Annotated in this window: 18 protein-coding genes; 1 reads left to right on the top strand and 17 read right to left on the bottom strand. The window is 48.8% G+C overall.

Features of this window, described 5'->3' with window-relative positions:
* Positions 1–19 precede the first annotated feature (19 nt).
* The 4 genes from scpB to F3H20_RS00605 are packed head-to-tail and all read right to left on the bottom strand — an operon-like array spanning position 20 to position 2903.
* The gene (gene scpB / locus F3H20_RS00620; protein WP_149733065.1) at positions 20–541 is read right to left on the bottom strand and encodes an SMC-Scp complex subunit ScpB; all 522 of its coding nucleotides are present in this window, start codon (positions 539–541) and stop codon (positions 20–22) included.
* Entirely contained in the window at positions 541–1287 is a 747-nt protein-coding gene (locus F3H20_RS00615) for a segregation and condensation protein A (protein WP_149733064.1), read from the bottom strand. Before F3H20_RS00615 ends, scpB begins: the two co-directional genes overlap by 1 nt.
* A gap of 2 nt (positions 1288–1289) precedes the next feature.
* Positions 1290–2279 (bottom strand): tryptophan--tRNA ligase, encoded by a 990-nt coding sequence (gene trpS, locus F3H20_RS00610; RefSeq protein ID WP_149733063.1) that lies wholly within the window; start codon positions 2277–2279, stop codon positions 1290–1292.
* Between the two features lie 12 nt (positions 2280–2291).
* The gene (locus tag F3H20_RS00605; RefSeq protein ID WP_149733062.1) at positions 2292–2903 is read right to left on the bottom strand and encodes a site-2 protease family protein; all 612 of its coding nucleotides are present in this window, start codon (positions 2901–2903) and stop codon (positions 2292–2294) included.
* Between the two features lie 220 nt (positions 2904–3123).
* Here F3H20_RS00605 and F3H20_RS00600 point away from each other — a divergent pair, with 220 nt between their 5' ends.
* On the top strand, positions 3124–3861 hold the full coding sequence (locus tag F3H20_RS00600) for a hypothetical protein (RefSeq protein WP_149733061.1): 738 nt from the start codon (positions 3124–3126) through the stop codon (positions 3859–3861).
* A 40-nt stretch (positions 3862–3901) separates the two neighbouring features.
* Here the strand turns inward: F3H20_RS00600 and F3H20_RS00595 are convergent, their stop codons facing one another.
* The 13 genes from F3H20_RS00595 to F3H20_RS00535 form a co-directional block, all read right to left on the bottom strand.
* Positions 3902–5419: a spore germination protein gene (locus F3H20_RS00595; protein WP_149733060.1), complete on the bottom strand. Its 1518-nt coding sequence runs from the start codon at positions 5417–5419 to the stop codon at positions 3902–3904.
* Positions 5403–5990: a stage V sporulation protein AE gene (locus F3H20_RS00590; protein WP_149733059.1), complete on the bottom strand. Its 588-nt coding sequence runs from the start codon at positions 5988–5990 to the stop codon at positions 5403–5405. The genes F3H20_RS00595 and F3H20_RS00590 overlap by 17 nt, the downstream gene beginning before the upstream one ends.
* A 15-nt stretch (positions 5991–6005) precedes the next feature.
* The gene (locus F3H20_RS00585; protein WP_149733058.1) at positions 6006–6608 is read right to left on the bottom strand and encodes a hypothetical protein; all 603 of its coding nucleotides are present in this window, start codon (positions 6606–6608) and stop codon (positions 6006–6008) included.
* A gap of 16 nt (positions 6609–6624) precedes the next feature.
* The gene (locus F3H20_RS00580) at positions 6625–7014 is read right to left on the bottom strand and encodes a hypothetical protein (RefSeq protein WP_149733057.1); all 390 of its coding nucleotides are present in this window, start codon (positions 7012–7014) and stop codon (positions 6625–6627) included.
* Positions 7015–7017: 3 nt separating this feature from the next.
* Positions 7018–7371, bottom strand: coding sequence for a stage V sporulation protein AE (gene spoVAE / locus F3H20_RS00575; RefSeq protein ID WP_188128153.1), 354 nt, complete (start codon positions 7369–7371; stop codon positions 7018–7020).
* A 15-nt stretch (positions 7372–7386) separates the two neighbouring features.
* On the bottom strand, positions 7387–8391 hold the full coding sequence (gene spoVAD, locus F3H20_RS00570; protein WP_149733056.1) for a stage V sporulation protein AD: 1005 nt from the start codon (positions 8389–8391) through the stop codon (positions 7387–7389).
* A gap of 2 nt (positions 8392–8393) precedes the next feature.
* Positions 8394–8861 carry a stage V sporulation protein AC gene (gene spoVAC / locus F3H20_RS00565; protein ID WP_149733055.1) on the bottom strand — a complete coding sequence of 156 codons (468 nt, stop codon included), beginning with the start codon at positions 8859–8861 and terminating at the stop codon, positions 8394–8396.
* Positions 8862–8987: 126 nt separating this feature from the next.
* Complete coding sequence (locus tag F3H20_RS00560; protein WP_149733054.1) at positions 8988–9185, bottom strand: dodecin family protein; 198 nt, start codon at positions 9183–9185, stop codon at positions 8988–8990.
* Positions 9186–9205: 20 nt separating this feature from the next.
* Positions 9206–9433, bottom strand: a complete 228-nt coding sequence (locus F3H20_RS00555; RefSeq protein ID WP_149733053.1) for a hypothetical protein — start codon at positions 9431–9433, stop codon at positions 9206–9208.
* A 229-nt stretch (positions 9434–9662) separates the two neighbouring features.
* Positions 9663–10391, bottom strand: a complete 729-nt coding sequence (locus F3H20_RS00550) for a SigF/SigG family RNA polymerase sporulation sigma factor (protein WP_149733052.1) — start codon at positions 10389–10391, stop codon at positions 9663–9665.
* A 12-nt stretch (positions 10392–10403) separates the two neighbouring features.
* Entirely contained in the window at positions 10404–10841 is a 438-nt protein-coding gene (spoIIAB, locus tag F3H20_RS00545; protein ID WP_149733051.1) for an anti-sigma F factor, read from the bottom strand.
* Positions 10842–10851: 10 nt separating this feature from the next.
* On the bottom strand, positions 10852–11187 hold the full coding sequence (gene spoIIAA, locus F3H20_RS00540) for an anti-sigma F factor antagonist (protein ID WP_149733050.1): 336 nt from the start codon (positions 11185–11187) through the stop codon (positions 10852–10854).
* A 121-nt stretch (positions 11188–11308) separates the two neighbouring features.
* Positions 11309–12478, bottom strand: coding sequence for a D-alanyl-D-alanine carboxypeptidase family protein (locus tag F3H20_RS00535; RefSeq protein WP_149733049.1), 1170 nt, complete (start codon positions 12476–12478; stop codon positions 11309–11311).
* Positions 12479–12615: the final 137 nt, after the last annotated feature.

Here is a 12615-nt window from a genome sequence, read left to right as displayed (position 1 = left end):
AAACAGAATAGCATTAGTGCTATTCTGTCGGTATGAATTGCGCCAGATCCGGTAGTTCGTCTAAACTGCCCAGGCCAAAGCAACTCAAAAACTCTTCGGTTGTTCCATACAGGATAGGACGACCAATGGCTTCCTTCCGTCCCATCTCCTTGATAAGCTGACGATCTACCAGCAGGTTGACAACGCTATCCACCTTGACGCCGCGAATGCTTTCAATCTCCTGCTTGGTAATCGGCTGTTTAAAGGCAATGATCGCCAGCGTCTCCATAGCGGCCATGGATAACCTGGTTTCCTGCACCTGCCCCAGACGCTCAAGCACTGTAGCCAGCTCCGGTCTGGTGCACAGTTGATAACCACCCGCCACCTGACTGATGACCAGTCCACGGGAATTACCCGCCATTTCCTCATTCATCTGAGCAATCAAAAGTTCAATATGTTGCTCCGTCACCTCAAGTATTTCTGCCAAACGTCCGGCCGGCGTAGGTTTGCCGCAGGCGAACAGCAGTGCCTCAATATGCCCCTTTAGGTGATTATAAAACATCAGGGCAGATCACCCTCCTGTGCTTGAACTTGTCCGTCATAATTAAGAAAAATATATATGGCTGCAAAGCTTTTTTCCTGGCGAACGGCCACACGCTTTAGCCTAATCAGCTCCAGTAAAGCCAAGAAAGAAGCGATAAGTTCGGCTCGCGATCCCTGCCTGATCAGAGTCTCTTTGAAATCCAGACGGCCCCGGTTGTTATGCAGCAAATTGACAATATCCTGCATTTTATCCTGGACGCTGATTTCTTCCCGTGCGACAACGGCAAAATCCTCTGCCGCCCCTTCCCATACAGCCGCGAAGGCGGTAATCAAAATATCCAGATCAAGTCCCTGCGGTAAGGTATAGCGCACTGAGAACTCCTGAGGCAACCGGAAAAAATACTGATCCCGCTCCTGCTTCTTCTGTTCCAGTTCCAAGGCAGCCTGCTTAAATTTACGGTACTCCAGCAGGCGGTCTACCAACGCCTTGCGCGGATCTTCTTCCTCATCCTCAAGCTGGGCGGCATGCGGCTGACGTGGCAGCAGCATGCGGGATTTAATCTGCAGCAAATTGGCCGCCATAACCAGAAACTCACTGGCAATATCAATATTAAACTCCTGCCAGTCACGGAGATAATTTATATATTGCTCGGTAATCACGGCAATTGGTATGTCATAAATATCGATCTTATTCTTCTCAATCAAGTGCATCAAGAGCGCCAACGGCCCTTCAAACACTTCCAGTTTTATTTTGTACTCTGACATGGTCAGCTCAGATTCATCACTTGACGGACCTCGGCCATGGTGGCCGCAGCCACCGCCCTGGCCCGTTCAGCGCCATATTCCAGAATCTCTTTTACCCTGCCAGGGTTCGCCTCCAGCGCAATGCGCCGTGTATGAATATCGGCCAGGGCGGTAACCATCCGTTCCGCCAGGCGCTTCTTACATTCCACACAGCCGATAGTAGCCTGCCGGCAGGCTGTTCCAATAGATTCCAGTTCATCAGGGCTAAAGATTTTATGGAAGGTATATACGGTACAGACGTCGGGATTCCCCGGATCGCTTTTCTTCACCCGCTGGGGGTCGGTAATCATTTGGCGTACTTTGGCCCGCAGCTCGTCCGGACTGGCCGCAAAGGGAATCTCGTTGCCGTAGGATTTACTCATCTTCCGCCCGTCAATGCCGGGCAGCAGCGGGGCCTTGCTCAAGAAAGAATTGGGCTCGGGAAAAATTGGCTTGTACATATGGTTAAACCGGCGCGCAATCTCGCGGGACAACTCCAAATGGGGCAATTGGTCCTCCCCTACCGGCACCGTGTCGGCCTTATACAGCAGAATATCGGCCGTCATCAGTTCGGGATACCCCATAAAACCATAGGTATTGATATCTTTTCCCTGGTTGCCCAGCTGCTGTATTTTATCCTTATAGGTAGGCACCCGTTCCAGCCAGGAAAGCGGCGTCATCATGGACAAGAGCAAATGCAGTTCGGCATGCTCTTTGACATGGGACTGAACAAAAATCACATTATGCTCCGGGTCCAGACCGGCACTCAACCAATCCAAAGCCATATTAAAAATATTTTGCTGCAGTTTGCTGGTATCTTCATAGGAAGAGGTTAGCGCATGCCAGTCAACAATGCTGAAAAAACATTCGTAATCCTTCTGTAATTTAACCCAGTTTTCCAATGCTCCCAAATAGTTTCCCAAATGAAACTTCCCCGATGGCTGCATACCACTAAAGATGCGACCCTTTACCATGATAGATTCCCCCTAGCTCAAAAATAAATAAAGTATGCTGGTAAATACAGACATGATCGGCCCTAGCACCAGGCCTATAACACCCAGGTACAGCAAGGCAACCATAATAATCATACCATACGGCTCCAGTTTGTCGAACTTGTAGGATAACCGGGCCGGCAGCAGGCTGGAAACAATTTTCGATCCATCCAGCGGCGGTATAGGCAGTAGATTAAAAAAGGCAAAACCCAGGTTTAAATAATACATATTGACTAACAACTTACCGGTCATTACACTCTGCAGCGAAGTCTGTTCCAGCAGAAAAAGTACCAGCAGCGAGGTGACTGCAATCAGTAAATTAGCCGCCGGGCCGGCAAACGACACAAGAATGGTCCCTTTCCGGTAATTATCAAAATTATTCGGATTAATCGGTACCGGTTTGGCCCAGCCGAATTTAAACAGCCAAAGCATAATGAGGCCCCATGGGTCAAGATGTGCCACCGGATTCAGCGTTAAACGCCCATGGTAGCGCGGCGTATTGTCACCCAGCCAGACCGCAGCCCGGGCATGGGCATATTCGTGAAGCGTCAATGCGACAAGCAATGCAGGAATACGAAAAATCATATCAGGATCAAAACCGAACACGCTGTTTCCCCCTTATAACCATTCACTATAACCAGTCATCTATTTATTGTGTCATATTACCAATATATTAGCAAGCTTTGGCATAGAAAAAACATAAAAAATTCAGCAAGACCTCCGTCCCGGCTCGCTTTGCATATTTTTTCGCACTTTGCAGAACCTATAACCGACAATGGCCCGGCACGCCGGTAAGAAAAATCCAGCGGGAGGTATCCAGGCAAGAATGACTAAAAATACTATACTTATGACGGTAATAACCGTTTTTCTATTGTGCGCGTTAAGCGGCTGCAGTATGCTTCAGCCGGCGCCAAAGCCGGAAATCGGTCCGGCGGGAAAGCCGCTTGATTCCCTGCCTAATCCGCCATTTAACCAGCGCTTTGTCCCTCCTCCGGCCGAACTTTACGATCTGGCAGCTACGGCCGGCGTGATTTTCGAAGGCGTCAACAAAAAAAACTGGCAGCAAGCAAAAGAAGGACTTAACAATCTATCCACTACTTGGGAGAAAGTACAGCCGGCGATTGGCGCCAAAAAAGGCGTCAAGGAAGCCAATGCCGCCCTCGGCCAACTGACAACGGCCATTGATGAAGAAACGCAGGAGCAAGCCTATGAGACATTGAACAAATTCATGGGCAGCATCAGTGACATCGGGAAATCCTACAAACTCTCGCCCCTGGCGGACATCATAGCCGTTGATAATGCCATCCGCAGTGTTTGTTTTTACGTCGAAGATCAGGACTGGAGCAAAGCTGCTTCCAAAGTCAAGGCCCTGGAAGGTACCTGGGGCCAGGTTAAAACCAGTATGGAAAGTGTCGGTATCCTGGATGAAATCGTAAAGGGTCACTCGGCGGTCACTCAAATGAAGGATGCCGTCAACGGCGAAAATAAAGGAGCCTTTGACGAGCAGGTTGCCAATATCAATTATAGCATGGGCCGTATCCGCGATTTTTACCGTGGTAAATAAAAAAATTATCCCCGGCGCTCCCTGCCGGGGATAATTTTTATTATTTGTTCCTATCTTTATCTTTATCTTCATCTTTATTATTTTCTTCACGGTAACGCACCCGGATCTGCGGTTTTAACGCGGCCGGACGCAATAGCTTGCTGGGGATAGGCAACCGCAGGATTACGCCTTTCATGGCATTGAAATTAAACGGAATCGCCGGCCAAAGATAGGGTACATCAAAGGATTTCGTACTAACCAGCAATACAAACAAAGCCACCAGTCCGAATAACAGACCGGGCAATTTAAAGAACAAAACCAGGAGCAGTAAAATGACCCGGAACAGGCGTACGGCCAGAGCAAATTCGACACTGGGCGTGGCAAAGGCTCCTACGGCGGCAATGGCCGTATATAAAATGGTTTCATTGCCGAACAGGCCTACTTTGGTCGCATATTCGCCCAGCATAAAAGCCCCGATAAAGCCCAGGGCCGTCGATTGTGCAGCCGGCACATGCACCGTTGCCATCCGCACCAGTTCCACCCCCAGCTCGGCCACAATAAATTGAATACCAAGCGGTACGATCCCGGGATCGCGGGGTCCTAAAAAAGCTAACGAAGCAGGCAGCAGATGACGCTGCAGCACCAAGGACAGCCATAACGGAGGTAAAATAAGGGATAAGCCCACTCCCCCCAAGCGCACCAGCCGTAGGTACGATCCAACCAGCACATGCTGGTGATATTCTTCCACATGCTGAAGATGGTGCCAAAGGGTTGTCGGTAAAATCATAATGTTCGGCGATGTATCAACCACCAGGCATACATGCCCTTCCAGCATATGTACGGCAACCACGTCAGGCCGTTCGGTATAGCGGACTAACGGCAGCGGATTCCAGCGCCGGCCGCCGACAATAAACTCTTCAATCGCCTTTTCCGCCATCGGAATGCCATCCACATTGATCTTGTTGAGCCGCTCCTTAATTTTATCTACTAGTTCGGGATTGGTAATATCTTTTATATAACAGACGGCCACATCAGTTTGTGACCGGCTGCCGATTTTTACTATCTCAAAACGCAAATTAGGATCGCGGAGCCGCCGGCGGATCAGGGCAGTGTTAAAAGGGATGGTTTCCACAAACGAGTCGCGGGAACCCCGTGTCACCTTTTCAATGTTGGATTCTGCCGGTGCCCGGACGGGATAGGCTCTGGCATCAAATACGATAGCCTGCGTTTCGCCGTCAATAAAAAATACCAGTTCTCCCGACAAAAGACTGGTCAATGCCGGATCCATCGCATCCACCAGCTTAACCTGGGAATGGGTAGCCCGTGAATAAAATAGCTTCTGCAATGTGTTGACTGTCAGATCTTCCTGATTAAACAGCATCATATCCTGAAATATATTGGTTAAGAGTACGTCGTTGGTCATGCCGTTAATCGAAAAGGATGCCGCCCGTCTCCGTCCTACCTTATATTCCCGGAAAACAATATCAAAGCTCTCACCGACCCCCAGCAATTCTTTTAAATAGTTAATATTGTCATCAAGGTCTTTATGAATTTTTTTTTCTTCAGTGTTGTCCGTCATAGGGAATGCCACTCCGTTTCAAAATCTCTTCAATAGCCCGGCGGGTAATCGGCGCTCCCCGGGAAATATCATCGGCCTTATCCATTTTGCCGATATCGCCGACACCGACAATGACAGGCACCTCTACCTCATTTAACACATCCACTGTATCTCCCTTGATCACCATATGATTGCTTCTGTTTCTTACATCACCGTTTTTATCAACCGGGTGATCCACCATCTTGCCCGTTCCCGTTACGCAGACGTCTGCCTCGATACCGCCGCTGCCACCGGTATTGGAAGCTACTGCAACCGCCCCCAGCACTTCGATGTCCGGGTGGTCGGCTACATACTGCATAGCCCGCTCACCTTGCCCCCTATCGCGTCTGCCCCGGTCATCAAACATAACCAGGACAGGGTCGGATTTTACTGTTTTCAGCAAATTAACAATTTCTTTACCGCTAATCGGTGTCGGATTTCCGCCGGATGCCGATATACAACGCAGTCCCAACGAAGCTGCCAAATCCTCCACAACGTTCTGTGCCACTTTATCTCCGTCAGTAACCAAAATAACTCTCACTTTCTCCGGCATATAGTCACCTCTGCATCAATTTTTTTTGCCATCCAGCATCTGACTGATCCTTGCTGCAACCTTCTCACTTTCCTGGATCACCTGCTTTAATTTTTTCAGACTGTCCTCCAGTTCATTAGCCAATTCATACTGTGTCCTGGTCAGCAGCTCTTGTGCCGTCTGGGCGCCGCCCGCTGTCTTTGTGCCTGAATTCTGCCCCTGACCGCCTAATAGTTCACTGTTCATGGCGCTTTCTTTTTCCTGTCCGTTACTTTGCAGATATTGACTGAACAGCTTGCACAGTTCCTCGGAATTTTGCGACGCCGGTTCCGCTTGCCCCTGTTCATCGGTACGGTCCTTGGTTTTAGCGTTTTGCTGCAGGTTCTCCAATTGCCTGTTAAGCTTTTCCAGCAATCCGATTACCTCTTGGTTCGTGCTGTCTGCAGCCGTCTGGCCGGCGTTAGCCTGCAGCCTCATGAAGCTTTTGGCAAGATCGGCTATTGCAGCGTCCGAGGACGGTAAAGATCGGTCCGGTGCTGGCGGCTCGGCTTTTTTTTCCTCAAAAACGTCCCGGGGTTGCTCCGCTCTGGGTTCCTCTTTGCTGCGCCGGAGCAGACGGCGCGAAAACCTGGTCTGCATATGTAAACCACCTTTCTTATAGGAGCTGTATCATACTTAACACAAAAGAAACTACAGCCAGCCGTAAATTGACTACCCCGAAAGGATGTTTCAACCGGGCCAGAGGATTCAGCAGAGTACCGCCCCGTTCATACTCGATACCGCCAACAACCGCACTGACGATATAGTTGGCCAAAGGACCACTGGCCGCAATGCAGGCGGCCGCCAGCATCGTTTCCTGATTATTGATGGTAGTCTTGCCAAAGGCCCCGGCGGCTACCAGCAGCTCTATATGCTGATGTAAAAATACCGTCATCGCAATTCTTCCCGCCTCATGGATCATCGCCGCGGCAAGAACATAGTGAGGATAGCGTACGCCAACCAGCACCACGGTAAACAAAAGGCCAACAATATCGACAACAACCATGGTTTACCCCTTGGGATTGCATAGCAACGCGGCCAGAAAACTAAACAAAACGGCTGCCGTAATGCCTGCGGCGCTTGCTTTCAATGCACCGGTAAATATTCCCAAAAAACCTAACTTATCTACTTCTTCCATCGTACCTGCCACCAGGGCGTGACCAAAACCGGTCAACGGAATGCTGGCCCCGGCGCCAGCCATATCCACTAGCGGCTGATATAAGCCAAGACCGCTTAAAATTCCGCCAATTACCACAAATAAAACCAGCACGTGGGCCGGTGTCAGCGGCGTCAAATCCATTAGCAACTGACCGATCACGCAAATAAGTCCGCCAACAACAAAAACCATAACATAATCCTGCATCAGCTCACCTCTCCTCTACATTTCCAGTGCAACGGCATGGGCTATACACGGTATGGACTCCTTTTGCTGATAGGAGGTCGTACTATGCAGACTGCCCGTTCCGATCAGCAGTACCCGGCGCCATTTTTGCTCCAGTAATTGCCGGTAAATATATCCCGAGAAAACGACTGCCGAACTGGCACAGCCGCTTGCTCCGGCATGAGCATCCTGCTCCTCGCGGTAAATCATGCAGCCACAGTCTTCATAATTACTTTTTATATCCAGTCCCTTTTCCTTAAATAGCTCCAATACCAGGGTTTTTCCGACATTGCCCAAATCGCCGGTAAAAATCATATCATAATAGGCCGGCTGCCGTTTAGTATCCTGAATATGCTGCCACAGAGTATCCACCGCCGCCGGAGCCATCGCCGCTCCCATGGCGTTGGGGTCTTTAATCCCCAGGTCATTAATCTTCCCAACCGTAGCCGCCGTGATGCGCGGCCCGTTGCCAGACGCTGCGAGCACGGCCGCTCCCGCGCCGGTTACTGTCCACTGGGCAATCGGCGGTCGTTGAACGCCAAGTTCTGTGGGAAAACGATATTGCCGTTCCGATGCATCATGGTGGCTGGAAGCAGCCACCGCCACCGTGTCACCAAACTCCCCGTCAATCAGGACAGCTCCCAGCAGCAGGCTTTCCACCAGAGTGGAGCAGGCTCCGTAAAGTCCCAGGAACGGACGTTCAAGACCGCGCAGCGCAAAGTGGGTGCCCATCAATTGATTCAACAGGTCACCGGCCAGAACATAATCAATGTCGGCCATCTGTTTATTGCTTTTTTTGACGGCCTGGCTAATGGCCCATTCCATCATTGACGATTCACATTGCTCCCAGGATTGGTTGCCGTCCAAATTATCCTTCATAATCCGGTCAAAGTGCTCGGTAAGATAACCTTCTCCCTCCATGGGTCCTACAATATTGGCCGTACTGGTAACAACCGGCTGCTTTAGAAAGGCTATACTCTGTTTGCCTATTTTCTTTTTCACCGCTACATAACCCCCTGATGTCTAAACCAATAGATCATTCCCATGATAAATGCCGTTACCAGCCCGTATACAATTACCGGACCGGCGATGACAAACATTTTTGCCCCAACGCCAAAGACAAAGCCCTCCCGTTTAAACTCCATCGCCGGCGCTGCCACTGAATTGGCAAAGCCGGTAATGGGAACAACCGAGCCGGCGCCAGCATGCTTGCCAAGTTCGTCATATACGCCGAGAGCTGTAAAAAAAACACCTAAAAAGACCATGACTACGGAAGTGGCGGCAGCAGTTTCCTTTTTATCCAGCCCAATGCTCATAAAGTAATTGGCAATCCATTGCCCCAGCAGGCAAATCAGTCCGCCAACACAAAAGGCCCAGATAATATTTTTAATAATCGGCGGTTTAGGTTTAACTTGATTAAATTTATCCTGATACCGCTGCTGCATTTTCTCCTTCTCCGTCTTTCCTACCATAACATCACCCCTGACTATTTTGTCCGATACACCCTAAAATCATGCGTAAGATAAAAGGAGCGCCCTAAGCGCTCCCAGGAGACCCTTCTTGTAATGAATGTACCGGCCCGGTGAGATTATTTACTGTTAATGCACTTGAAAGGCAATTTTCACATCCGCTCTATATTCTTCAATATGTCCATTATCAATGTTGGCTGTAAAATTAGTTACTTCCACGCCAAGAATATCATCAAGTGTTTTCGAGGCTTCCATAACCGCATTATCTACCGCGTCCGTCCAGTTGTGCCGCGAGGTCCCGACAAGCTCAATGACTTTTACCACCATAACAAATACCCCCTGTTTTTTTATTGTGAATGTGCAAGTATAGTGTGCACGCCTGAGACGATGTTATACGTGTCAAAAGGCGCCACAGAAAAGGCCTGTTCGGCGACGGCATCATACCACTGGACCTGTCGTGAACGAACAGGAACCTTTTTGGGAAGATCGTCAAAGAAATAGAACCAGGCAGTCACACTGCCAACCAGCAAAATAGCTGTAATAAATAATAAGATGTACGCTTTTTTTCCCGACATATTCTCACCTCAATGACCCCAGTGTAGTGGCACATTCACATTTCGCTAAATTACTTGTCTACATTTCCATCTGCGTCGTTGTCGTCAATCGGCGTAGGAGCCACTATGCCTCACTCCTCCGCCTCGCAGATGAAAATGTATCCTGCGTCCTTTAGTTGAAATGTGAACATGTCACTACACTAGTATGTCCTAATATAATCGGTTATAAATAAAAAAACAGACCTCTGCGTTAAGAAGTCTGTAAGAAATTTCTAATCAGCCGGAGCGCCTGTTTTTCGATTCGTGACACCTGTACCTGGGACAAACCAATTAATGAAGCGATTTCTGCCTGGGTGCGGTCCTCAAAGAAGCGCATTTCGATAACCCTACGTTCTTTGGCAGGCAGCCGGGACAGGACTTCTTTCAGCACAAGATTATCAAAAAAAGAATTGTCCTGTTCACAATATTTGATTTGATCCAATAGAAGCACCTTATCGCCATCTTCCCGGAAAGCCGACTCATAAAGCGAAGCCGTTGGCTGAACAGCCTCCAGCGCCGCCACAATCTCCTGCGGTGCAATTTGCAAATCCTCGGCTACTTCGTGGATGGTAGGTTCCCGTCCCATTAATCCCTGCAGCTTCTCTTGGCTTTTATGAACCCGATAAGCCAGTTCTTTTAGCGGACGACTGACCTTGATCGGATTGTCATCACGCATAAACCGGCGTATCTCGCCGATGATCATCGGTACGGCATAGGTGGAAAACTTCACACCAAACTTCGCGTCAAACCGCTCAATAGCTTTCATCAAACCAATGGACCCGATTTGAAATAAGTCATCCCATTCGTACCCCCTGTTTACAAAACGATATACAATGCTTCGTACCAAATTCAAATTGTTTTCCAATATGCGGTCCTTTGCCGCCCGGTCTCCCCGCTGAGCCAGTTCGATTAATCTGAGCAATTCTTCGTCTGCGAGCATAGCCACCCCACCCTAATGCGTTTTTCGGGGGCTGATTTTTTTACACATTCTAACGGTGGTTCCCTGGCCCACTTCTGAACGGACCTCCAGCTCGTCCATAAACGACTCCATAAAAACAAATCCCAGGCCCATGCGCTCGGGATCGGAAGAATAAGAAGCCTGTCTGGCTAAAGCAATATCCTCTATTCCCTTACCGTAATCGATAACAATATATTCCAGCATCTCCTCGTAAAGCGTCATCGTGCATTCAATAATGCCCGCCTTAGGGTCGTTGCCATAGCCATGAATAACGCTGTTGGAGACAGCCTCCGAAACAGCCACTTTTATTTCGTCAATTTCACTGATTGGTAAATCGGCTTGTGCGGCGAAAGCGGCGGCAGCAATGCGGGCAATGCCCACGTTTTCACTGAGGCTTTGTAATTTCATAGTTAGCTGATTTTTTATCTCCATGACATCCTCCCTATAATTGTGCCAAGGCATCCGTTTGTGATGGATAAACTTCGATAATTTTTAAAAGTCCCGACAACTCCAGGATGTGAGCCACCTGTGGCTGAACACGAACGGCCAATATTCTTCCGTCCAGGGCGCTTAAACGTTTGTACCGTCCGAGGATAACACCCAAGCCGGAGCTGTCAATGAACGATACATCCTGCAAATCTAAAATCATGTTTTTGGCGCCGCAGGCATCCAGTGCCGTATCGATAGTCTCCCGGAATTTATCGGCGCCATGCATGTCCAGTTCACCTTCTATCTGAACAATTAACACCCCTTGTTTAAGTACGGTTGTAGTTTTCAATTTATCCCCTCCTTCCTTATTTCCCTTTCGCTAAAAAGGAAAATTTTTCCTCCTTAAATAACAAAAAAATTTTGAGGTTCCGGTAAAAAATAATACCGTAAACCTCAAATTTTTTTATGATTTAGCCTAACGTGAACAAACCTGTCAGCATATCCTGTAAAATCCGGATAAAACCGGCCTTTTCCACAGCCTGTTCGGCTACCAGATCCACTTTGCCAATTTCCTGCCCATCCTGAGTAACAATCAGCTCGCCGTACTTTTCTCCTTCTTTAACCGGAGCCATAATATCAGATTCTATATTAACCTTTTTTTCGATATTACTTTTCTTGTTTTTCGCCATTAGCAACGTTAAATCTTTAGCCGCCACCAGCGGAACCTCTTTCGCTACGCCTTTCATTACTTTTGCCTGTTCGACAACCGTTCCCTGTGTAACAATCGGTGCTGCCGAAAAATTAGCAAAACCCCAGTCCAGCAGTTTCATGCTTTCCCGTAAATGAGAGCGCGGCTCGGGAGTGGCAAAAACAACCGATATTAGCCGCAACCCGTCGCGTTTAGCCGTTCCGGCAAAGCAATATTTGGCCTCTTCTGTCCAGCCTGTCTTCAATCCGTCGGCTCCTTTATACCACCATAGTAATTTATTGGTATTTACCAGCCAGTTTTTCCCACCCCGCAGCCAGTATTCTTTAATACCGCAAAATTCCAGATAGAGGGGATGAGTAACCGCTTCTTTGGCAATGATTGCCGTATCATAGGCGCTCATGTAATGCTCCGGTGCCGGCAGACCATTAACGCTGTTAAAATGCGTGTCGGCCAGACCCAGCTCGGCCGCCCGCCGATTCATAGCTTCCACACCGGCTTGCTCCGAACCGTAAATATGCTCCATGACCGCCATCGCCGCATCATTAGCACTTACCACGGCAATTGCAATTAAGAGTTCCCGCAAGCTCATTCTTTCCCCGGGCTCCAGCCAGATTTGGGAGCCTCCCTGCTTATAGGCATTTTCGCTGATACTGACTTCATCAGTCAAGCTGACCTTACCCTGTTCCACCGCTTCCACCGCCAGGAGCAACGTCATAATTTTAGTTACGCTGGCCGGTGGCAATCTCTTATGAGAGTCTTTTTCAAACAGCACCGTACCATTCGCATCCATGAGTACGGCCGATTCCGCCGTAGTAGTCAGTTGAGTTGACTTTTCCTTGGTATTGGCGGCATATATCGGTGCTAGAGAAGTTAATAAAAGCAAAAGCACGGTGAGTATTGCCGAAACGATTTTCCGCTGCCATCGATGCATGGTTATCACTCCTTTAACTTTTTTTTAGGTTGTCCACGATAAAAAGCCCTTACACAGGAAAATTTAGAAAGCCCCGGCGATTGCCGAGGCTTAGGAACAACAAAAGAACCGGAAATTTCCGGTTCCATTTAAACTAA

It is taken from the genome of Propionispora hippei DSM 15287, from assembly GCF_900141835.1.
Taxonomy (GTDB): domain Bacteria; phylum Bacillota; class Negativicutes; order Propionisporales; family Propionisporaceae; genus Propionispora; species Propionispora hippei.
Note: the sequence above shows the minus strand (reverse complement) of the source record. Positions and strands in the feature narration are given on the sequence as shown.

Coding starts and splice junctions, on each gene's coding strand:
- spoVAE (WP_188128153.1), bottom strand. CDS start 7,371: ATGCAGGATTATGTTATGGTTTTTGTTGTTGGCGGACTTATTTGCGTG.
- F3H20_RS00595 (WP_149733060.1), bottom strand. CDS start 5,419: ATGACGGACAACACTGAAGAAAAAAAAATTCATAAAGACCTTGATGAC.
- F3H20_RS00535 (WP_149733049.1), bottom strand. CDS start 12,478: ATGCATCGATGGCAGCGGAAAATCGTTTCGGCAATACTCACCGTGCTT.
- F3H20_RS00580 (WP_149733057.1), bottom strand. CDS start 7,014: ATGGTTGTTGTCGATATTGTTGGCCTTTTGTTTACCGTGGTGCTGGTT.
- spoIIAB (WP_149733051.1), bottom strand. CDS start 10,841: ATGGAGATAAAAAATCAGCTAACTATGAAATTACAAAGCCTCAGTGAA.
- spoVAC (WP_149733055.1), bottom strand. CDS start 8,861: ATGGTAGGAAAGACGGAGAAGGAGAAAATGCAGCAGCGGTATCAGGAT.
- trpS (WP_149733063.1), bottom strand. CDS start 2,279: ATGGTAAAGGGTCGCATCTTTAGTGGTATGCAGCCATCGGGGAAGTTT.
- F3H20_RS00615 (WP_149733064.1), bottom strand. CDS start 1,287: ATGTCAGAGTACAAAATAAAACTGGAAGTGTTTGAAGGGCCGTTGGCG.
- F3H20_RS00555 (WP_149733053.1), bottom strand. CDS start 9,433: ATGTCGGGAAAAAAAGCGTACATCTTATTATTTATTACAGCTATTTTG.
- scpB (WP_149733065.1), bottom strand. CDS start 541: ATGTTTTATAATCACCTAAAGGGGCATATTGAGGCACTGCTGTTCGCC.
- F3H20_RS00560 (WP_149733054.1), bottom strand. CDS start 9,185: ATGGTGGTAAAAGTCATTGAGCTTGTCGGGACCTCGCGGCACAACTGG.
- F3H20_RS00600 (WP_149733061.1), top strand. CDS start 3,124: ATGACTAAAAATACTATACTTATGACGGTAATAACCGTTTTTCTATTG.
- F3H20_RS00550 (WP_149733052.1), bottom strand. CDS start 10,391: ATGCTCGCAGACGAAGAATTGCTCAGATTAATCGAACTGGCTCAGCGG.
- F3H20_RS00585 (WP_149733058.1), bottom strand. CDS start 6,608: ATGCAGACCAGGTTTTCGCGCCGTCTGCTCCGGCGCAGCAAAGAGGAA.
- F3H20_RS00590 (WP_149733059.1), bottom strand. CDS start 5,990: ATGCCGGAGAAAGTGAGAGTTATTTTGGTTACTGACGGAGATAAAGTG.